The organism is Microbacterium oleivorans, from assembly GCF_023715745.1.
GTDB lineage: Bacteria > Actinomycetota > Actinomycetes > Actinomycetales > Microbacteriaceae > Microbacterium > Microbacterium oleivorans_D.
The window spans coordinates 235,219-254,240 of record NZ_JAMBOV010000002.1 but is presented as its reverse complement, the minus strand read 5'-3'; the positions used below and the strand labels follow the sequence as shown (position 1 = coordinate 254,240).

At 69.1% G+C, this 19,022-nt stretch carries 19 protein-coding genes; 11 read left to right on the top strand and 8 right to left on the bottom strand.

Annotation, left to right across the window (positions count from 1 at the left end; genetic code table 11):
• Window positions 1-12: 12 nt before the first annotated feature.
• Both M3190_RS06000 and M3190_RS05995 read right to left on the bottom strand, forming a co-directional pair.
• Complete coding sequence (locus M3190_RS06000; RefSeq protein WP_251579542.1) at window positions 13-1,044, bottom strand: DUF1266 domain-containing protein; 1,032 nt, start codon at window positions 1,042-1,044, stop codon at window positions 13-15.
• A 35-nt stretch (window positions 1,045-1,079) separates the two neighbouring features.
• On the bottom strand, window positions 1,080-2,459 hold the full coding sequence (locus M3190_RS05995; RefSeq protein ID WP_251579540.1) for a glycoside hydrolase family 30 protein: 1,380 nt from the start codon (window positions 2,457-2,459) through the stop codon (window positions 1,080-1,082).
• 79 nt (window positions 2,460-2,538) lie between these two features.
• Here M3190_RS05995 and M3190_RS05990 point away from each other — a divergent pair, with 79 nt between their 5' ends.
• The 3 genes from M3190_RS05990 to M3190_RS05980 are packed head-to-tail and all read left to right on the top strand — an operon-like array spanning window position 2,539 to window position 3,854.
• The gene (locus M3190_RS05990) at window positions 2,539-3,159 is read left to right on the top strand and encodes a TetR/AcrR family transcriptional regulator (RefSeq protein WP_251579538.1); all 621 of its coding nucleotides are present in this window, start codon (window positions 2,539-2,541) and stop codon (window positions 3,157-3,159) included.
• Window positions 3,156-3,425: a hypothetical protein gene (locus M3190_RS05985; RefSeq protein ID WP_251579536.1), complete on the top strand. Its 270-nt coding sequence runs from the start codon at window positions 3,156-3,158 to the stop codon at window positions 3,423-3,425. The genes M3190_RS05990 and M3190_RS05985 overlap by 4 nt, the downstream gene beginning before the upstream one ends.
• A gap of 39 nt (window positions 3,426-3,464) precedes the next feature.
• A complete protein-coding gene (locus M3190_RS05980) occupies window positions 3,465-3,854 on the top strand; it encodes a DUF2510 domain-containing protein (protein WP_251579534.1) in 390 nt (129 codons plus the stop codon).
• A 9-nt stretch (window positions 3,855-3,863) separates the two neighbouring features.
• Here the strand turns inward: M3190_RS05980 and M3190_RS05975 are convergent, their stop codons facing one another.
• Window positions 3,864-4,640, bottom strand: coding sequence for a helix-turn-helix transcriptional regulator (locus M3190_RS05975; protein WP_251579532.1), 777 nt, complete (start codon window positions 4,638-4,640; stop codon window positions 3,864-3,866).
• Between the two features lie 48 nt (window positions 4,641-4,688).
• Here M3190_RS05975 and M3190_RS05970 point away from each other — a divergent pair, with 48 nt between their 5' ends.
• The 4 genes from M3190_RS05970 to M3190_RS05955 all read left to right on the top strand — a co-directional run bounded on the left by M3190_RS05970 (window position 4,689) and on the right by M3190_RS05955 (window position 7,725).
• Window positions 4,689-5,105, top strand: a complete 417-nt coding sequence (locus M3190_RS05970) for a DUF2000 domain-containing protein (protein ID WP_251579531.1) — start codon at window positions 4,689-4,691, stop codon at window positions 5,103-5,105.
• A gap of 40 nt (window positions 5,106-5,145) precedes the next feature.
• Window positions 5,146-6,054 (top strand): helix-turn-helix transcriptional regulator, encoded by a 909-nt coding sequence (locus M3190_RS05965; RefSeq protein WP_251579529.1) that lies wholly within the window; start codon window positions 5,146-5,148, stop codon window positions 6,052-6,054.
• An 86-nt stretch (window positions 6,055-6,140) separates the two neighbouring features.
• Complete coding sequence (locus M3190_RS05960) at window positions 6,141-6,854, top strand: alpha/beta hydrolase (RefSeq protein WP_251579527.1); 714 nt, start codon at window positions 6,141-6,143, stop codon at window positions 6,852-6,854.
• A 34-nt stretch (window positions 6,855-6,888) separates the two neighbouring features.
• Window positions 6,889-7,725, top strand: coding sequence for an alpha/beta fold hydrolase (locus M3190_RS05955; protein WP_251579525.1), 837 nt, complete (start codon window positions 6,889-6,891; stop codon window positions 7,723-7,725).
• A 47-nt stretch (window positions 7,726-7,772) separates the two neighbouring features.
• Here the strand turns inward: M3190_RS05955 and M3190_RS05950 are convergent, their stop codons facing one another.
• Both M3190_RS05950 and M3190_RS05945 read right to left on the bottom strand, forming a co-directional pair.
• The gene (locus tag M3190_RS05950; protein WP_251579523.1) at window positions 7,773-8,108 is read right to left on the bottom strand and encodes a YciI family protein; all 336 of its coding nucleotides are present in this window, start codon (window positions 8,106-8,108) and stop codon (window positions 7,773-7,775) included.
• Window positions 8,109-8,176: 68 nt separating this feature from the next.
• Window positions 8,177-9,130 (bottom strand): oxygenase MpaB family protein, encoded by a 954-nt coding sequence (locus M3190_RS05945; protein WP_439958009.1) that lies wholly within the window; start codon window positions 9,128-9,130, stop codon window positions 8,177-8,179.
• A 39-nt stretch (window positions 9,131-9,169) separates the two neighbouring features.
• On the opposite strand from M3190_RS05945, the gene M3190_RS05940 reads away from it, so the two are divergent.
• The gene (locus M3190_RS05940; protein WP_439958017.1) at window positions 9,170-9,952 is read left to right on the top strand and encodes an SDR family NAD(P)-dependent oxidoreductase; all 783 of its coding nucleotides are present in this window, start codon (window positions 9,170-9,172) and stop codon (window positions 9,950-9,952) included.
• Window positions 9,953-10,212: 260 nt separating this feature from the next.
• On the opposite strand, the gene M3190_RS05935 is transcribed toward M3190_RS05940, so the two are convergent.
• Together M3190_RS05935 and M3190_RS05930 are read right to left on the bottom strand one after the other, a co-directional pair.
• Window positions 10,213-11,526 carry an HNH endonuclease gene (locus tag M3190_RS05935; protein ID WP_251579512.1) on the bottom strand — a complete coding sequence of 438 codons (1,314 nt, stop codon included), beginning with the start codon at window positions 11,524-11,526 and terminating at the stop codon, window positions 10,213-10,215.
• 83 nt (window positions 11,527-11,609) lie between these two features.
• Window positions 11,610-13,970 (bottom strand): glycoside hydrolase family 65 protein, encoded by a 2,361-nt coding sequence (locus tag M3190_RS05930; protein WP_251579510.1) that lies wholly within the window; start codon window positions 13,968-13,970, stop codon window positions 11,610-11,612.
• 126 nt (window positions 13,971-14,096) lie between these two features.
• On the opposite strand from M3190_RS05930, the gene M3190_RS05925 reads away from it, so the two are divergent.
• Both M3190_RS05925 and M3190_RS05920 read left to right on the top strand, forming a co-directional pair.
• Window positions 14,097-14,720 (top strand): cyclodeaminase/cyclohydrolase family protein, encoded by a 624-nt coding sequence (locus tag M3190_RS05925; RefSeq protein WP_251579508.1) that lies wholly within the window; start codon window positions 14,097-14,099, stop codon window positions 14,718-14,720.
• A 40-nt stretch (window positions 14,721-14,760) separates the two neighbouring features.
• Entirely contained in the window at window positions 14,761-15,588 is an 828-nt protein-coding gene (locus M3190_RS05920) for a nuclease-related domain-containing protein (protein WP_251579506.1), read from the top strand.
• Window positions 15,589-15,625: 37 nt separating this feature from the next.
• On the opposite strand, the gene M3190_RS05915 is transcribed toward M3190_RS05920, so the two are convergent.
• Entirely contained in the window at window positions 15,626-16,447 is an 822-nt protein-coding gene (locus tag M3190_RS05915; RefSeq protein ID WP_251579504.1) for an SDR family NAD(P)-dependent oxidoreductase, read from the bottom strand.
• A 540-nt stretch (window positions 16,448-16,987) separates the two neighbouring features.
• On the opposite strand from M3190_RS05915, the gene M3190_RS05910 reads away from it, so the two are divergent.
• Window positions 16,988-18,832: an AAA family ATPase gene (locus M3190_RS05910; RefSeq protein ID WP_251579497.1), complete on the top strand. Its 1,845-nt coding sequence runs from the start codon at window positions 16,988-16,990 to the stop codon at window positions 18,830-18,832.
• Window positions 18,833-19,022: the final 190 nt, after the last annotated feature.

Genomic DNA, 19,022 nt, shown 5'->3' with positions numbered 1-19,022 from the left:
CGAAGACCTCGCTTACGGGGCCGGCCAGGCGACGGATGCCGCCGGCCACCGCGACGTGCGCAGCTCGGCGAGCGCGTCGCGCTGATTCTGCACGGCCTGCAGTGAGTCGGTGCGGAACGCCGTCGCGATGCTCACCTCGCGCCAGTACTCGTCCCAGCTGCGGTAGGTGCTGAACGCCTTCTCCGCAAGCGGCTCGAGGAGCGCCCACGTCTCGTCGGCGGTGAGGTAGCCGGCCACGTAGGCGTATCGGATGCCGCCGATCCCCCGTTCGATGTCGGCGGCGAGCAGCAGCCGGGCCGGGCGCTCTTCGGTACCGCGCAGCAGGTCCTGGATGTCGAAGACGGGCAGGTCGGTGAGCGCGGCGACGCGCGACATCATGTGCTCGGCGTTGTCGCCGTGGGCGACCTCGACGAACCGCTGCGAGTTGAGACCCATGACCAGGGTGTCGGCGACGAGGAGTTCGGCGTCGGCCTTGGTCACGATCTTGAACTGCTCGTCGAGGGCGCCGCGCAGCTGCTTGAGCGGGGTCATCGGCAGCGCGAACCACGGGGTGCCGTCCTCGCCGTCCCGGTGCCTGGCACGCAGATCCTGCGGAAGCTCGGCGAAGGTCGGCGTGAAGGCGAGGGAGGCGTTCCAGCCGCGGACGGCGAAGTCGCTCGCGACGTCGAGAGCGAGGATCTGCTGCTGGCGTCCGGTGAGTGAGGGGCGACCGGATGCCGCGACGTAGGCGAGCTGCGCACGGCGGGGTGCGTCGGCATCCCTCACGGCGAGGACGATCGACGCGATCAGAAGGCCGAGGCACACGCCGATGAACAACGCGAAGAAGTTGAGCCCGATGTCGCTGACGTCCCAGACGAGCGACAGGACGAACGCCGCGATGCCGAACGGCGCGGCGATGAGCGTCACGGGCAGCGCGCGACGGCGCATCTCGGCCGGGTCGGCCTTGCGCCGCGCTTCGAGCATGCGCGCGTAACGGCGACGGGACTGGACGGGGTACTCGACGTCACCGGGATGGTTCTGCAGGACGTTCACGGCTTCGGCCACCGGACCATCCTGGCATCGGTCCGTCTCGCCCGAGATCAGGCGTCGACGACGAGGGTGTTGAGGGAGTCGGCGGGCAGGGTCACCTCGAGCGCCCGACCGTCGATCAGGAAAGACATCGGCATCTCCTCGGCGAGGTCGTTCTGCACGACGATGACGAGGCTGCCGTCGGGGTTCCGGAACACCAGCTGGTTCTCGTGGCCCGTGTAGCTGAGGGTCGGGATGCGGCGCGCACCGGGCGCGACGAAATGCGACACGTGCTTCAGCACGTGGTGCTCGTGCGTGAACTCGTACGAGCGCGTCTCGGGATCGACGACGACGAGCGAGTTCTGCGCCCATCCCCACCGGCTCACACCGCCGCGCAGGAGCGACATGTTCCAGTACATGTAGGCCGTCGCGCCGTGGAGGAGGAAGTGCTTCATGAGGAACCACGCATGCCGCGCGAGGCGCCAGTCGTTGCGGCCGTCGCCGCACTCCTGCTCGGTCTGGTAGATCGTGAGCTCCGGGTGGTGGCGGTGCAGGTAGGGAACCGCGCCCTTGCCTGCCCACTGGGCGCCGACGCCGGTGATCCAGCGGGCGGCATCCGCGTCGGCGAGCACCCGCTCGACGAGTCCGTCGTCGGCGCGCTCGAGGGTGCCGAGGAAGACGTCGACGCCGCGGCGGGCCATCTCGGGTCCGAGGTGACGGACGAACGCGGCGAGGCCCTCGGGGGTCCACGTGCAGCTCGGGAAGATCTGCGCGGAGTTGAACTCGTTCTGCGGCATGACCATCGTGATCGGGATGCCGAGCTCGGCGTACGCGTCGACGAACCGCCCGAAGTAGGCGGCGTAGGCGGCCAGGTGCTCGTCGTCGAGGCGCATCATGTCGGTGCCCTCGGCGCCGAGCTGATCGTCGCGGATGCCGTTGTCCACTCCCGCGGCGATCGGGCTGCCCTTCGCACCGGCGTAGTGGCCGTTCGCCTTCATCCAGGTCGGCGGGCTCCACGGCGACGCCCAGAGCGCGAGGTCCGGCTGATGAGCCTGCGCCGCCTGGATGAACGGAACGAGCGTGGCGTGGTCGTGCTCGATCGAGAAGTGCTCGAGGGCGAGGTCGCGCGGCGTCTCGTCGTAGCTGTACCAGTCGGTGGAGAAGTCGTTCGCGCCGACGGGCATGCGGCAGCGCGTGAGATTGAGGCCGGTGCCGGGCGCGAACAGCTCACGCATCACGGCATCCCGGTCCTCGTCGGTGAGATAGGCGAGGGAGGTCCAGCCGAGCTCGTTGAACGAGGCGCCGAAGCCCTCCATCGTCTGCTGCGGGTTGTCGATCTGCAGGAACACGGAGGGCATTCCGCGCACGTCTCCCAGGGACCGCGCCGCGAGCTCCCGCCAGGGCTCGTCTTGCGTGGTGCTGATCCAGCGGACGGATGCCGACGTCGTCATGTGCTCTCCCGTGAGTCGTGTGCGCTCACGGTATCGCAAATTCCCATGGGCGTTGGGTTTTGATCGGTAGGCTGTGGCCATGACGTCCAGCAAGCGCGGCCCGTATGCGAAGACCGCGGCGCGGCAGCGCGAGATCCTCGACGCGGCCGGCGAGGTGTTCGCGACCCGCGGCTACCGCGCGGGTTCGCTGAAGGAGATCGCGGACCGGGTCGGGATCGACGCGTCGACGATCCTGCATCACTTCGCGAACAAGAGCGTGCTGCTGCAGCGGGTTCTCGAGGACCGCGACACCCGGAGCCTCGGCGACGCCGCTCCCGATGCCGCGGCGGGTCCCGCCGACATCCCCGCCGCGTTCCTTCGGCTCGCCCGCGCGAACGAGAGGATCCCGGGCATCGTCGAGCTCTACACCCTGCTGGCCGCCGAGTCGACGACGCCCGAGCATCCGAGCAACGAGTACTTCTTCCTGCGGTACGCGCGCGTGCGTGCGGAGTTCGCGTCGGCGTTCCGCGAGATGGCGGATGCCGGACTGCTGCGCCCGGGCGTCGACGCCGAGTTCGCGGCGGTGTCTACGCTGGCCCTGTGGGACGGCCTGCAGGTGCAGTGGATGCACGACCCCGACGCGATCGACATCGTCGGGACGCTGCGCCGACAGCTCGAGCTGCTGACCACCGTCGAACTGGACGAGAAGGAGACACAATGACGCAGCCGCAGGCGACACCGAGGAACGGTCTCGCGATCACGACGCTGATCGTGGGCATCCTCGCATTCCTCACCGGGCTCGTCCCGTGGGTCGGCCTGCTGCTTGGGCTCTCCGCGTTCGCGCTCGGGGTGTTCGCCCTCACGCGCGGCCAGTCGAAGCCGCTCGCGCTGACCGGCGGATCGCTCGGCGCGGTCGCGGCTGTCACCGGGCTGATCACGACGATCGCCCTCATGGCGTGGCTCATCGGCGCGCCTGGCTCCGCCTGACTCTTCACCGCGGGCTCTGCGCACCACTACGGTGACGACATGAGCGACACGGCAGCAGGGTGGTACGACGACGGTTCCGGCACGATGCGCTGGTGGGACGGGAGGGCATGGACCGAGCAGACGCAGCCGGCCGCTCCCCCGCAGGGTGGTCTCGGTGGCTTCATCGCGCAGGCGCAGACCGACGCCGCTGCCGGCGCGCAGCCGCGTCAGGCGCCGGCGGGCATGAGCTACGTGGTGCTGCAGGTCGTGCTCAAGGAGAAGATGTGGGGCAGCGGCTCGAACAACCTCATCGAGCTCGAAGCCGCGATCAACAACCAGGCAGCGCTCGGCTATCGTCTGCACACGATCTCGACGTCATCGTCGACAAGCACGGGCTTCGGCGGCGGCGACCGCATCCAGGCGACGATGGTGTTCGAGAAGCTGGTCTGACCGGAGCGCTCAGCCCAGCCGCGATCGGACGAACGCACCGGGCGTCTGACCGAGCACGCGTCGGAAGTGCCGCGTGAGGTGTGCCTGGTCGTGGAAGCCGGCGGCGACGGCGGCCGAAGCGATCGGCGCACCCGCGACGAGGTATCGGCGGGCGGCATCCACTCGTCGCGACGTCAGGTAGCGGTGCGGTGGGATGCCGAACTCCGCCGCGAATGCGCGCGACAGGTGGTTCGGGTGGGCGCCGAGTTCGCGTCCCGCGGCAGCGAGTGTGAGCGGTTCGGTCAGGTGCGCCTCGAGCAGGTCGCGCAGGGATGAGGCGACGCCGGCGTCGCGCACGCCGACTCGCTCCCCCGCCATGACCCCGGCGAGCGCGAGGATTGCTCCTTCGGCGGCGAGCTCCTCCCCCGGCTGAGCCAGGGCGTCATGTGCGGCGAGCGCGAGCCGGCGCAATGCGGGACGCGCGGGTCGGTCGACGACACCGCCCGCCCGTGCGTCGTGGAGCCAGGTGTGATCGAGGTAGGCGACGCGTTTCACGAAGCCGCCGCTGCCGGGCGCGGCACGTCCGTCGTGGGCGATGCCCGGTGGGAGGAGGGTCGCCGATGTCCCGTCCGCGATGCGGTGACGGCCGCCGAGGTCGTACGAGACGGCGCCGCGGTCGACGACCATCAGCGCCCAGTCGCCGTGGACGTGCGCCGGGTAGACGTGGGTGGTCATGCGCGCGTGGAGGACTTCGTTGACGCCGGGGACGGCAGGCTTCCAGACGCGCTGCGCGGTGCCGGGAGCCATGTGAGAAACGTACAAGACGGGACGGTCGGCGGATTCGACGATGGAGCCATGGACGACCCGATTCGCTTCCCCACCCGTATCGCCCTCGTACTCCGTAGCGACCTCGCACCCTGGCAGGCGCTCAATGTCGCCGCGTTCCTCGCGAGCGGCGTCACGGCAGACGAGATGAAGGGCGAAGAGTACGAGGATGCCGACGGCACCCGATACCTGCCTCTGCTGGCGCAACCGGTCATGGTGTACGAGGGCGACGGCGAGACCCTCGAGGCCGTGCGTGCCCGGGCGGTGGATCGGGGAATGCGGGTCGCGGTCTACGACCGGGGCATGTTCGCGACCGGACACGACGCCGCCAATCGGGAGGTCGTCGCGGCGGCCGCCGGCGTCGATCTCGACCTCGTCGGCGTCGCCGTGCACGGCGCGAAGAACGCCGTCGACCGCATTCTGAAAGGTGTCGCACGGCACCGCTGACGCGCCCCTCCCGGAAACACGTCTGATGCAGGATGTGGGTGTGACGACTGATCGACCGGGCTCGGAGAAGAGCGCGCTCGCGAGCTTCCTCCGTGCGCGACGTGCCGCATTGACGCCGGATGCCGTCGGCATCCCCTCGGAGCCCCATCGCCGTGTGCGTGGCCTGCGACGCGAGGAGGTCGCGCGGCTCGCCGGGATCAGCGTCGAGTACTACCGGCGGCTCGAGCAGGGCAGCGGACACCAGATGTCGCTGCAGGTGTGCAACTCGCTGGCCCGCGCGCTGCACCTCGACCGTGCCGGCACGGCCTACCTGCTGCGGCTCGCCCTTCCCGATTCCGAGGCGCCGTACGAGGTGCACCAGGGAGAGGAACCGCCGCCGGACCTCGTCGAGATGATCACGCACTGGGAGCACACGGCGGCGTACATCATCGACCGCAATCAGGACATCGTGGTCGTCAACGACCTCATCCGCGCGGTCGCGCCGGGCTACGTCGAGGTCGGCAACAACCTGGCCCTCATGCAGTTCGAGGCGCCGCCGGAGCTGCGCGAGCTCGCGTCCTGGCAGGACGGCGCCCGCACGACGGTGTCGCGGGTGCGGTACTACGGCAACCCCTCCGACCGGCGGTGGCAGGAGATCATCGGACTGCTCCTGGAGGATGCCGACTTCGCGGCGATGTGGGAGCAGCACGAGGCGCTCCCCCTCACCTCGGGTACGGCGCCGAACTACTTCCCCGACCACGGGTGGGTCGACATGAAGTGGCAGATCCTCGAGGCGCACCCCGGTCTCTACACCGTGATCTGCTACGGCATCCCGGGGAGCCTCGGCGAGCGCGCGCTCGTCGAGCTGCGGCAGAAGCTCGTCGACGGCACCATCACCCTTCCGGCACCGGGCGTATCGACGCCGACCTCGGGGAGCCGGCTCGCGAAGCACCGGGGGTCGGCGCTCTGACGTGTACTCGGAGGGCCACGACAGCTCGCATCGCCCGGTTCTAGCGTGAGCGGCATCCACCCCCAGCCCAGGAAGGATGCATCGTCATGACCTCTCCCACCGTCGTCCTCGTGCACGGGGCGTTCGCGGATTCCGCGAGCTTCGCCCCCGTCACTCGCCTCTTGCTCGACCGCGGCTTCACCGTCCGCGTGCCCGCCGTCCCGAACCGCAGCCTGCTCGGCGACGCGGCCTACATTCGCTCGGTCGTCGAGGAGATCGACGGCCCGGTCCTGCTCGTCGGGCACAGTTACGGCGGGGCGGTCATCACGGTCGCCGGTGTCGCGGAGAACGTCGTCGGCCTCGTCTACCTCTCGGGCTACGCGCTCGACGAGGGTGAGAGCCTCGGCCAGCTGCAGGGTGGCTTCCCCGATTCGGACCTTGCAGCCAACCTCATCTACACGCCCTTCCCCGTCGAGGGCGGCGAGCCCGGCACGGACGTCTCGGTGAACGTCGACGCGTTCCCCGAGATCTTCGCCGCGGGCGTCGACCGCGAGGTCGCCGAGGTGCTCGCGGTGTCGCAGCGCCCGCTCGCGGCGCTCGCGTTCGGCGAGCCCGCGCCTGTGGCGGCGTGGAAGACGAAGCCGGCCTGGGGTGTCGTGTCGTCGGCCGACCGCACGATCAACCCCGACGTCGAGCGCTTCGGGTACTCACGCGCCGGTCTGCGGTCGGTGGTCGAGCTCGACGCCCCGCACCTCGTGATGCGTTCCCACCCCGACGAGGTCGTGGCCGTCATCACCGACGCGATCGCCGACCTCGGCTGAGACCACCCACCCACAAATAGAGGAGACAAAGTCCATGCCCTTCATCACCACCGACGACGGCGCCGAGATCTACTTCAAGGACTGGGGCGACAAGGACGCCCAGCCCATCGTCTTCCACCACGGATGGCCGTTGTCGTCCGACGACTGGGACGCGCAGATGCTGTACTTCCTCGGCAAGGGGTTCCGCGTCGTCGCGAGCGACCGCCGGGGTCACGGGCGCTCGTCGCAGATCGGGACGGGACACGACATGGACCACTACGCGAGCGACGTGAGCGCGGTCGTCGAGCACCTCGATCTGCGCAATGCGATCCACATCGGTCACTCGACCGGAGGCGGCCAGGTCGCGCGGTACGTCGCGAAGTACGGCGAGCCGCAGGGTCGCGTCGCGAAGGCGGTGCTGGTCGCCGCGGTGCCGCCGCTCATGCTGCAGACCGACTGGAACAGCGAGGGCACGCCCATCTCGGTGTTCGACGGGTTCCGTGAGGCGCTCGCGGCGAACCGGGCCGAGTTCTTCGAGGCCGTGGCATCCGGGCCCTTCTACGGGTTCAACCGCGAGGGCGTCACGCCGTCGCAGCCGGTGATCGACAACTGGTGGCGTCAGGGCATGACGGGCAGCGCGCTGGCCCACTACGAGGGCATCAAGGCGTTCAGCGAGACGGATCAGCGCGAGGATCTGGCTGCCATCACGGTGCCGGTGTTCGTCATCCAGGGCGACGACGACCAGGTGGTGCCGTACAAGGCGGCGGCGCTGCAGCAGGCCGAGATGCTGCAGAACTCGACGCTGAAGATCTACGAGGGGTACCCGCACGGCATGCTGACGACGCACGCCGATGTGCTGAACCCCGACATCCTGGCGTTCATCCAGAGCTGACGGATGTCGCGCGGCGCGACCCTGGGGAGGGTCGCGCCGCGTCGGCGTCAGGTGCCGCTGTGGATGAGTCTGACCTCGACGCCGGAGTCGCCGCGGATGGCGGGGTTCGTCGACGCGATCGCGAGGGCGGCGTCCTCGTCGGGCGCCTCGATGACGTAGACGCCTGCGACGACCTGGGGTGCGTCGACGAACGGCCCGTCGCTCACTCCGCCGACGCGGACGGATCGGGCGAGCGCGCGCGGCGTGAAGGCGAAGGCGGCTCGCATCGCTCCGGACGCGGCGAGCTCGTCGCCGTGGCCGTTGGGTTCGGCGAGCTGCTCGTCGGTCGCGTCGAGCGCGTGCGCGGAGTCGTCGGTGTAGATCAGGACGGCGTACTGCGGCATTGCGGCATCCCCTTCGTCGATGGACGGCACGCTATCGGACGGGGCGCGCGGCCTCCAGGGTCGGGGCGTCAGAGCCCCAGCCGATGCAACCGCAGGCGCGCCATGTCCTGCGCGCGGGGTCCCGACCCCAGCGCGCGCTCGGTGACGCGCAGGACGATCCGGGTCGCCGTCTTCACCGGGAGCCACGAGCGGCGGAGGCCCAGCATCCGCCGGATGCGCGGCGGGAAGGTCGCGACCGCGGCGGCGAACAGGACGCGGTAGGCGACGCCCATCATCCCGGTGAAGGGCGGCTTCTTGAGGAACCGGACGACGTCGTCGACGCGCTCGTCGCGGCGGAGCTCGCCGCGGTCGAGGAACCCGTCGATCTCTTCGCGGAGTGCGGCGTCGGTGAGCGGCGGGTCGGTGACGCGCATGAGCCGGCCGGCGGTCGCCCAATCGGCGACGTACGCGTCGGCGCCGCCGGGGATCGGCCCGCCGTACGCCTGGTGGCTGCGCAGGAACGCATCGGTGAAAGCGAGGTGCACCCAGCGCACGAGGTCGGTCTGCTCGGCGGTGTAGGTGCGGGCGGAACCGTCGCCGGCGACGTACTCGCCCTGCACGCGGCGGTGGAAGCGGCCGACGCGGGCCGTCTCGGCATCCGCTTGTTCCGTCGAGCCGTAGGTGAGGGTGATCACCCAGCGGACGGTGCCGGTGAGGCGGCCGATCGGGTCGTCGCGGTAGCGCGACCAGTCGTGGACGCCGGCGAGGGCGCCCGGGTGGAGGGCCTGCAGGAGCAGGGCACGGATGCCGGCGACGAGGGTTCCCATGCCGGCGTGAACCGTCCAGGCGGGGCCGTTCTCGGCGAAGTGTCCGGCGTCGTCGCCGTCGGCGAGGGCGCGGACGTAGGGCGCCATTCCGGTCGGGTCGCCCGCGAGGGCGGTGAGCACGCGTCCGCGGATGCGGGTCAGGTAGGGCGGTGCGGACGTCACCCTTCCAGCGTGCCATCGCCGAACGGCGCCAGGGCCGTGTGGGTCTGCGAGCATCGAAGGAGGTACGAGAGAGGACGACGCATGGCTGACGGACTGATGCTGGACCTGAGCGGCAAGACCGCGGTGGTGACCGGCTCGACGCAGGGCATCGGGCTCGCGATCGCGCGGCGTCTCGCCGAAGCGGGCGCGGACGTCGTGATCAACGGGCGCAGCGAAGAGCGGGTGTCGAAGGCGGTCGCGTCGCTGAGCGGGCTTCCGGTGCGGGGCGCCGCCGCGGACGTGACGACCGCCGAGGGTGCGCAAGCGCTGGTGGATGCCGCCGGTGGTGTCGACATCCTCGTCAACAACCTCGGTGTCTTCGGTTCGACGCCGGCGCTCGAGATCAGCGATGACGAGTGGCGGCGGTTCTTCGAGGTGAACGTGCTGAGCGCGGCGCGGCTGACCCGGCTGGTGCTGCCCGGGATGACGGATCGCGGCTGGGGTCGCGTGCTGAACATCGCGAGCGACTCGGCGGTCGTCATCCCGGAGGAGATGATCCACTACGGCGCGTCGAAGAGCGCGCTCCTCGCGGTCTCGCGCGGCTTCGCGAAGGCGGCGGCGGGGACGGGCGTGACGGTGAACTCGGTGATCGCCGGCCCGACGCACACCGAGGGCGTCGAGGACTTCGTGTACGAGATGGTCGACCGGTCGCTCGACTGGGAGGCGGCGCAGCGCGAGTTCATGCGCACGGCGCGTCCGCAGTCGCTGATCGGGCGTCTGATCGAGCCCGAGGAGATCGCGAACATGGTCGTGTACCTCGCGTCGCCGCTGGCGTCGGCGACCACGGGTGGCGCGCTGCGCGTCGACGGCGGGTACGTGGACAGCATCCTGCCCTGAGTCGGGTCGACCACGCCCGCGCAATGGGGAGGAGTCCCCATCGCGACCGGTTGCGCGGCATCCCTACGCTGGCATCGCCCGACAATGACGATGGATGCCGTGCGGTGTGACTTCTGGGGGATGGATCGCCCCGCGCGACACATCGACGGATGCCGTGCGGCGTGAACGTGTGGGGACGGTTCACGCCGCGCGGAGCCTTGCCGTCCTGCTCGATCCCGCGGTTGCGCGGCGCGCCTTCGCGTGAGTCGGAACGGCGGCTCTCAGAACGGTGCCGGATCGTGGGTGTGCGGGGTCCGCTTGGCAGGGGTGAAGGCGACGGCCGGGGTGGGTGCGTCTTCGCGGTAAATCCTGCCGAGGGGTGAGGTCCATTCGAGGACGCCACCCCCGAGTTGTCGGACCCTCCAGGCGGTGAACTGCTTCATCGAATGGTGCCGTTGGCACAGGTGGGCGAGGTTCGACCTCTCGGTGCGCCCGCCGAGGGCGTGGTCGTGCGTGTGGTCGATCTCGGAGCGGATGGCGGGGACGCGGCATCCGGGGAATCGGCAGTGCTGGTCGCGGGCGCGCAGGTGCCGGCGCAGCGGATGCGGCACCCGGTAGGTGTCGACGGCGAGCACCGTGTGGGTGACGGGGTCGGTGACGAGGCGTTCCCACGAGGGAGTCTCACCGGCGAGGCGCCGCGCGGTGGCCGCGTCGATCGGGGTGCGACCGACGAGGTCGCAGGGCACCTCGGCGCCGGAGAGCGCGAGCGCGGGGATGACCACCTGCACGTGGGCACGGATCGCACCCAGCGGGCCGGCGGTGGTGTCACGGGTGTCATCGAGGGCCGGGGTGCCGGCGAGCAGGAGGTCGGCGAAGACGTCGGCGCGGACCTGGTCCGTGGTGCGGCCGTCGGTGTCGACGACGTCGCTCGAGCGTTCGGTCCGCGTGTCGATGATGGCGCGGGCCTGACGGGTGAGCCGGTCGTGGATGCCTTCGGCGATGACAGTGGGGAGAGTCGCGACGAGGTCGCTCATGCCGTCGCGGCCGGGGGTCAGGCGGACGGCGCGGCGGGCCGCGGCATCCTGGTGGCGTTCGGTGAAGGTGCGCGGGTGCATGCGCAACGCGAGCATCTCGATCTCGGCGCGGACGCGGTTGGGGGTGTCGCGGCGGCAGCGCTGGATCGCGACGGCTTCGAAGGGCAGGCGGATGTCGGCGGGCAGGTCGGCGCCCGCCTCGACGATGAGGTCGACGTGTCCGCGGGTGATGATCCCGGCGCGCCAGGCCGCAAGAGAGGCGGCGTAATCCTCGACGATCGTGCGCGCCTGGGTGATGCGGCGCTGCACGGTGCGGTCGGTGAGCCGCATGAGCCCGCCGAGCTCGGCGGCGATCGCACGCAGCGCCATGTCGTGCGCCTGCACACGCGCGGGTGAATCGGCGGCCTGCTTCTCGGCGAGCTCGCCCGCGCGGGCGAGGACCTGCAGCTGCACGATCTGCGCCTGAGTGAGGAGCTTCTCGGCCATGACCGCCTCGTGCGCGATGTCGGCGAGGGGCGCGAGTCGCTCCCGCGTGCCGATCGTGCCGTGCCAGGTGGTCATACTCCCATTGTGGTGAGGGCCTCCGACATCGGTTTCGGATGCCGGGGCGACAGCGGCCGAGCGAGATCGCGCCGCGCCACGCATTACTCCGCGAGCGCCTCGGCGAACGGCCGCGGCTCGCGGCCCTTCGGCTGGGTGGGGCGCTCCCCCGGGTCCGGCAGCGGCGGTGTCGGCAACGTCACGTCCGCGCGGGACGTCAGTTCCACCGGCTCGCCGAAGTGCCGGATCGTCAGCGGCGCGCCGGCATTGATGCGATAGGTCGTGGCATCCACCGCGATCTCGAGACGCAGGGTTCGGCCGCGCCAGCGGATGCCGAACGCGAGGCCCGTCAGCTGCTCCGGCAGCCGAGGGGCGAACCGCAGTCCGTCGGCCGTGTCGCGCATGCCGCCGAAGCCGGCGACGAGCGCGGTCCAGATGCCGCCGAGCGACGCGATGTGCAGGCCGTCCTCGGCGTTGCCGTGCAGGTCGTCGAGGTCGATCGTCGCGGCTTCGGCGAGGTAGTCGGCCGCGAGCCCGAGGTGCCCGACCTCGGCGGCGACCACCGCCTGGATCGCCGCCGACAGCGACGAGTCGCGCACGGTCAGCGCCTCGTAGTAGCGGAACGCCCGCGCCTTCTCGTCCGCCGTGAACGCGTCGGTGCAGAAGAACAGTGCGAGCACGAGGTCCGCCTGCTTGAGCACCTGCTTGCGGTAGAGCTGCACGTACGGGTAGCGCTCCTGCAGCAGCTCGTCGCCGGGGGTGTCGGCCTCGAAGTCCCACCGCTCCAGCTCGGTGAACCGCGCGGCCTGCGGGTGCACGCCGCGTTCCTCGTCGTACGGCACGTGCATCGCGCGGGCGGTGCGCACCCACCCGCCGATCTCGCCGTCGTCGACCCCGAGATCACGGGCGAGATCCGGATGCCGACGCGCGGCATCCGCGGCGGCTTCGAGGTTCGCCCGGGCCATCAGGTTGGTGAAGACGTTGTCGTCGTAGAGGGCGGTGTACTCGTCGGGGCCGGTGACGCCGTCGATGTGGAAGCGTCCGTCGGCGTCGGTGCGGCCGAGGGACTGCCAGAGGCGGGCGGTCTCGACGAGGATCTCGAGGCCGGCGTCGCGTTCGAAGTCGACGTCGCCGGTCGCGCGGACGTAGTGGACGACGGCGGCGGCGATGTCGGCGTTGATGTGGAACGCGGCGGTGCTGGCGGGCCAGTATCCCGACGACTCGCGTCCGTCGATGGTGCGCCACGCGAACGCCGCACCCTGCAGGTGCAGCTGGCGCGCGCGGTCGCGGGCGTGGTCGAGGGTGGCGTGGCGCCAGCGGAGGGCTTCGCGCGCGGCATCCGGTGCGGTCGCGGTGAGGACGGGCAGGACGTAGGCCTCGAAGTCCCAGAACGTGTGGCCCGCGTAGCCGGCGCCGGTCAGTCCCTTACCGGGGACGGAGCGCTGCTCAGCGCGCGCTGCCGCCTGGAACACCGAGAACAGCGCGAACCGCACCGCCTGCTGCAGGCGGGGCTGCCCGTCGACGCGGACGTCGGCGCAGGTCCAGAAGTCGTTGAGGCGTTCGCGCTGCGCGGCGGCGAGGCCGCTCCAGCCGTCCCGCATCGCGTCGGCGACGGCGGCTTCGGCGCGGTCCCGCAGGGCGGGCGCCGAGAGTCCGGTCGCCCACGCGTGCCCGACGATCTTGACGACCTCGAGCCGTTCGCCGGATGCGAGGCGGGCGCGGATGGTGGTGCGGGCGAGATCGTCGGATGCCGCGGTGCGCACCTCGGCGTTCGCGCCCGACACGAGGTGGTCCGTGCTGACGGCGACGCCGATCCCGCTGTTGCGGGTCTCGTGGACGAGGGTCGCGGCGCTGCCGAAGACGAAGCTGCCCGCGCTGCGCAGCGGGGTCTCGAGGATGTCCTGCACGCGCGGGTCGGGGTGCGGCTCGGGCAGGGGTTCGTTCGCGACGAGCTCGGACTGGATGGTGATCGTGACCGGGCCGTCGACGGCTTCGACCTCGTACCGGACGGCGGCGACGGAGCGGTGGGCGAGCGAGACGAGGCGGGTCGAGTGGATGCGGACGGTGCTGCCGGCGGGCGAGGTCCAGGTGAGCGTGCGTTCCAGGGTGCCGGCTCGGAAGTCGAGGTGATGCTCGTGGTCGTGGAGGGTGCCTTCGCGGATGTCGAGGGGTTCGTCGTCGACGGTGAGGCGGATGACCTGGCCGTTGGGCACGTTGATGACGCTCTGCCCGGACTCGGGGTAGCCGTAGCCGTCCTCGGCGTAAGGCATCGGGTGCTCCTCGAAGACGCCGTTGAGGTAGCTGCCCGGAACGCCGTGGGGCTCCCCCTCGTCCAGCAGCCCGCGCCAGCCGATGTGCCCGTTCGAGAGGGCGAAGACGGACTCGCGGTGCGACAGACGGTCGACGTCGACGCCGCTGAGACCGATGCTCCACGGCGCGACGTCGAAGGGCAGGGGGCGGGTCATGGAGTCACGGTAAAGCACGGTGTCTCTTCTCCTCGAAGGGTTGCAGCGGGCGACCGCGGACGTATCCTCGCCAGCCGTCGGCTCGCCCGCTTCATCACCGGGAGTCGCTGAGGGTAGCGTCGTCGCATGGCCAGCGATGACATCGACCCTGCAGAGACGCCGCTCGCCGAATGGGTGGACCGTCTCGCCCAGGCAAAAGGTGCGCCGGGCGGAGGGGCCGCCTGCGGCGTAATGACGGGTATCGCCGCGGGGTTGCTCGGAATGGTGGCGGCCTACACCGCCGACGATCTTGAGGCTCGACAGGCTGAGCAGCGACTCAGCGATAAGCGGGGTCTGGCGATGGAGGCCGCCGAGGAGGACGGCGTCCTGTCCGCGGCTTTCGGTGCGGCTCTCGCGATGGAGCGGGGCCCCGACCGGGAGCGGGCGGTCCGAGAGGCGACGGTCGCAGCCGTCGCGTCGGCACTCGACGTCGGCCGGATCGCGGCATCCCTTCTCGAGGAGGTCCGACTGCTGGCCGACATCGGCAATCCGCACGTCGAGGCGGATCTCCGCGTCGCGGTGGAGGCTCTGAGGGCGGCGCTCGAGGGCACGAACCACACTGCGCGGGCCAATCTCGATCTCTTGGCCAGGCATCGGACGCCGGACGACCAGCTCGACCCACAGGTCGCCGATTTCGAACGGGACCTCGCCGACCTCGGCGAGACGCGAGCGGAGTGCACCCGCATCGTCGCGGGCTGGGCGTCGGAGTAGGACCGGGTAGCCGGCTGGACTGATCCCTAGACTCAGCTCGATGACCTCGGAAGCTTCCTCGATGGGTGCCGTTCGCGGCACCCCCGTTCCGCCGACTGAGTTCGGCACCGTTGCTGGCGCTGCGGTGATCGCGGAGTGCCTTCGCACACAAGCGGACGCCCGACCACGCTCGTGGCTTGCTCGACTGCTCGGCCGCTCTCCGTTGTCCGACGCATCCCGCTCCTGGTACCTCGGTGCGTTGGGTGAGTTGGAGGTCGCGCGACGGCTCGCGTCATTGGGCGACGGTTGGACGGTCGTTCACTCCGTCCCGGTGGGTACGCAGGGCAGTGACATCGACCATGTCGTCGTCGGGGCCGCCGGCGCCTTCACCATCAACACGAAGCACCACGAGGGCGCTCGAGTCGGGGTCGGACGCCGCCGACTGTTCGTGAATGGCCAGCCGACGGACCATCTTCGGAACGCGCGGTACGAGGCTCGCCGGACCGCGAAGCTCCTGACCGCTGCGACAGGAACACCCGTTCCCGTAGCGGCTGTTGTTGTCATCGTCGGCGCGAGGCAGGTGAGCGTCCGAGAACAGCAGGAGGACGTGACCGTGCTCGAGGCGAGCGACCTCCTCCGTTGGCTGAAATTGCGGAAGCCGCGCGTCGATGCTGGTCAGCTATCGACCCTGAACGACGTGGTGCGAGCCCGCGAGACGTGGACCCGCGAAGTGGCGGCCACGACCGACTCAGCCGCCTTCGCAGCCCTACAGCGTGAGGTCGTGACCGCGAAACGCGTGCGGATGCTGTGGAGCGCCGCGGTTGCCCTCGGCATCATCGGCGTCGCCGGACCGGCAGCGACCGGTCTCTACTCCGGCCTGCTTGGCTAACGGGTCGCGCGGCGCGATGCTCTCGACGCCCGCAACCTCAGCCGAGGGCCACCATCTCCGCGCTGCGCTCCCACAACTCCTGCGCGAGGCGCGGATCGGTCGCGAGCCGGTGTGTCTTCGTGACGCGGTCGTTCTCGTAGTAGGCGCCGGGCAGCCAGTCCTCGCGCGGCGTCCCGTCGGCGAGGAACACGAGGCGCTTGCCGCCCTCCTCCGTCGTCGTCAGCAGACGGCGCGCGAGGGGGCTGTGGTACATCCAGCGCAGCGCTCCGCCCGTGTTTCCCGCGAAGTTCGTCGCGACCACGCCGGGGTGGAACGCGACCGCCGAGACGCCGTCGCTCCCCCACCGCCGCTGCAGCTCGCGCGTGAACAGGATGTTCGCGAGCTTCGCGTTGCCGTACGCCCGCCACCCCGAGTAGCGGCGCGCGGCGTTGAGGTCGGTGACGTCGAAGCGCGAGAACAGTCGGGCCGCCGCGCTGGCGGTCTGAATGACGGATGCCTCGCTCTCGACCAGCCGCTCGCGCAGCAGGTTCGTGAGCAGGAACGGGCCGAGGTGATTCACCTGGAATGTCTGCTCGAACCCGTCACCGGTCAGCTGCCGCTTCCCGAAGACGCCGCCCGCGTTGTTGGCGAGCACGTCGATCCGCGAGTACGCCTCCAGCAGCTCTTCCGCGAGCCGGCGCACCTGCGCCAGGTCGGAGAAGTCCGCGAGGTGGTACGGCGTGCCGAGCTCAGCCGCGACGGCCCGCGTCTTCTTCGGCGAGCGGCCGACGAGGACGACACGGTGCCCCCGAGCAACGAGCTGACGGGATGCCGTGGCCCCGATCCCGTCGCTGGCTCCGGTGATGACGATGGTGCGCATGGGGTGAGTGTCACACTCGAGTCCAGTGTCAGCGAAACTATTGACGGGACGGTTCGCGGAGTGACCAGTCCTCGCCGATCAGGCTCTGACGGCTTGACCCGGTCCGGCCGCCTCGATGATGTGGTGCCCCTGGAGGGACTCGAACACGTTTTGAACATTCCGATCCTCCTTGTCGCGAAGGCCCCTCACGCTGTTGGGACCGGCAGTTAAGGAGAGTAAGGGGTCGTATAGGGCAGGCTCGCGCGCCGCGCAACCTCTGCGATATGGCCATCGCCCGCGTCGAGGACCTTGGCGATGACGTTGCAGTAGGAGGAAAAGCGGCAAACGTAGGGCCCTCCCGATCTGCGCGCGGGTGTGTGCGCGGTTTGCGTCTCGGACCCTTGGGGAGTCCCGGCTTGGGAAGGTTGCCGATAAGACAAAGTCCGGGTTGCCACCGCGAACGTTGATGTGTCGAGGCTAGTATGCGACTGCGCGCCAGGAGGAGAGCGCTGCGACGCTAGCATGGCGGTGTACTGGCGACAAGGAAATGAGCGACCAACCATGCCGTATATCGAGCGACTGCAGGTGGACGCCGAAGGTTTCTTGGCCGGCATCGACATACATTTCACTCCTGGCTTGAACGTGATCGTCGGAGCCCGTGGAACAGGGAAGACTTCGATCATCGAGCTGGTCCGGTACGCGCTGGGCGCTAGCGCGTTCACAAAATCAGCTGCCGATCGCGGAAAGCAGCAAGCGCAGGCAATTCTCGGCGGTGGGGCTGTCACCGTGACGGTGCGCGACGGCGACTCCGTATTCCAGGCTCATCGAAGCGGCTCGATGGACTCTCCCTCCTTCGCAATGGTGGGAGTGTCTTGTACAGTTCTCGGGCAGAACGAGATCGAGGCGGTCGGCGCGCAGAAATCGGGGCGCCTTCATCTAATTGATCGGTTCAGGGATGGCCGGCAAAGTTCGACTTCGTTGGTTGAGTCGCTCACGGCATCCGTGGCGAGCTCCACCCAAGCCATCGTAGATCTTCTCCGCGAGATCGAGAGCCTGAAAGACACCACGGCGTCTGCTGTCCCCTTGAGGAGCGAGCTCGAATCCGCAAGGGAGCAGCAACTGGAGCTATTGGCGAACTCTCAGGCCTCCGACGCTGACCAACAAGAGCTAACAAGGCTGCAAGCAAGCGCACAAGTGATTGGAGTACGGAGCGAGCTGATTGCTCAGCAAGAGCGGGAAGCCGCTGGCACCAAGTCGCAGATTCAGCGCGCTCTTAGTGATCTGAGCGAGGACGCATCATGGCCCGACGGGGCAGGGAAGGATGTGTTCGAGTCAGTTCGTGCTCACCGGCGCCGGGTCGCCGAGGCCCTAACATCTGCATCGACCGCAGCTCAAGCTTGGGAACACGCGATACGAGATCAGAAGGTCACCAATGATCGCCTTCGGGTGAGAGTAGATCAGAAGAGTCGGGAACTTCGTCAATCACTCGAATTGCTGCAGGCTGGCGCGAGTCAGGCAGCCAGGACCGTTGCAGATCTTGAGGAGAGACTGGGTCAACTTGCAGCGACAAACTCCCGCCTAGCGAAGCGCCAGGAGCATCTCGCAACCATTGTCGCCCAGAGGGACGAAGCGCTCAATCAGCTCGAGAACGCCAAGCAAGCCATCTTCGATGAACGGCAAGCGATCGTTGCGAGGCTGAACGAGCAAGTCGGCCCGATCGTTCGAGTTGAGATATCGAAGTCCGCCGGCACGGAGGAATATAGTGCTGCGATCATCGGCGCGCTCCGCGGAAGTGGACTTCATTACAATGCGCTCGCACCGCTTATTGCCGACGCGGTTGCACCCCACGAACTAGTCCGTTGGGTGGAGAACCAAGATGCTGCTGCTCTTGCGCGAGTCGTTAATCTAGCGACGGAGCGCGCGGCGGTAGTCCTCAGCGCGCTGAGGGCAAGTACCCCTGACTTGATATCCGTCAACGTGCCGGATGAAGTAGATCTTCTTTTGCTGGATGGCAAGGATTACAAGTCAACGGACCGACTGTCGCTGGGGCAACGCTGCACCGTGGTACTTCCCTTGCTGCTGGGGCATACGGGAGATCCTCTACTACTCGATCAACCGGAAGATCATCTTGATAACGCCTTCATTGCCGAGACGCTTGTCGCCGCGCTCCTCCGACGGCAACCCGAGGTCCAGTACATCTTCGCATCCCACAACGCGAACATTCCGGTGATCGGCAACGCAGACAACGTCATCGTCATGGCCTCCGACGGCGAGAACGGCTTTGTAGCAGAGGCCGGCGGGCTGGATGATCAAACGATTGTGGAGGCAATTGAAAGGATAATGGAGGGGGGCGTCGAGGCGTTTGAAAAACGTGCGGCGTTCTACGGGTCCCAGGAAGCCGAATGACATCGGAAGCGCTGTGGCACGTGCTTGCAACGGGTACGTCCACCGAACGACTCGAGGCGGCGCGACAGCTCGGTCTCACGTCGGACCCGGGCAATCTGAGTCGAATGGTCCAGCTTCGAGCAACGGAGCGGGATTCATGGGTCCGACGAGCGCTGGACAACTCGATAGATCAACTTCGACGATCGGGAAT

Bases quoted from the DNA above. Each gene is read 5' to 3' on its own strand.
- M3190_RS05995 (WP_251579540.1), bottom strand. From the start codon at position 2,459: ATGACGACGTCGGCATCCGTCCGCTGGATCAGCACCACGCAAGACGAG.
- M3190_RS05990 (WP_251579538.1), top strand. From the start codon at position 2,539: ATGACGTCCAGCAAGCGCGGCCCGTATGCGAAGACCGCGGCGCGGCAG.
- M3190_RS05985 (WP_251579536.1), top strand. From the start codon at position 3,156: ATGACGCAGCCGCAGGCGACACCGAGGAACGGTCTCGCGATCACGACG.
- M3190_RS05980 (WP_251579534.1), top strand. From the start codon at position 3,465: ATGAGCGACACGGCAGCAGGGTGGTACGACGACGGTTCCGGCACGATG.
- M3190_RS05975 (WP_251579532.1), bottom strand. From the start codon at position 4,640: ATGGCTCCCGGCACCGCGCAGCGCGTCTGGAAGCCTGCCGTCCCCGGC.
- M3190_RS05970 (WP_251579531.1), top strand. From the start codon at position 4,689: ATGGACGACCCGATTCGCTTCCCCACCCGTATCGCCCTCGTACTCCGT.
- M3190_RS05960 (WP_251579527.1), top strand. From the start codon at position 6,141: ATGACCTCTCCCACCGTCGTCCTCGTGCACGGGGCGTTCGCGGATTCC.
- M3190_RS05955 (WP_251579525.1), top strand. From the start codon at position 6,889: ATGCCCTTCATCACCACCGACGACGGCGCCGAGATCTACTTCAAGGAC.
- M3190_RS05950 (WP_251579523.1), bottom strand. From the start codon at position 8,108: ATGCCGCAGTACGCCGTCCTGATCTACACCGACGACTCCGCGCACGCG.
- M3190_RS05945 (WP_439958009.1), bottom strand. From the start codon at position 9,130: ATGCTCGCAGACCCACACGGCCCTGGCGCCGTTCGGCGATGGCACGCT.
- M3190_RS05935 (WP_251579512.1), bottom strand. From the start codon at position 11,526: ATGACCACCTGGCACGGCACGATCGGCACGCGGGAGCGACTCGCGCCC.
- M3190_RS05930 (WP_251579510.1), bottom strand. From the start codon at position 13,970: ATGACCCGCCCCCTGCCCTTCGACGTCGCGCCGTGGAGCATCGGTCTC.
- M3190_RS05925 (WP_251579508.1), top strand. From the start codon at position 14,097: ATGGCCAGCGATGACATCGACCCTGCAGAGACGCCGCTCGCCGAATGG.
- M3190_RS05920 (WP_251579506.1), top strand. From the start codon at position 14,761: ATGACCTCGGAAGCTTCCTCGATGGGTGCCGTTCGCGGCACCCCCGTT.
- M3190_RS05915 (WP_251579504.1), bottom strand. From the start codon at position 16,447: ATGCGCACCATCGTCATCACCGGAGCCAGCGACGGGATCGGGGCCACG.
- M3190_RS05910 (WP_251579497.1), top strand. From the start codon at position 16,988: ATGCCGTATATCGAGCGACTGCAGGTGGACGCCGAAGGTTTCTTGGCC.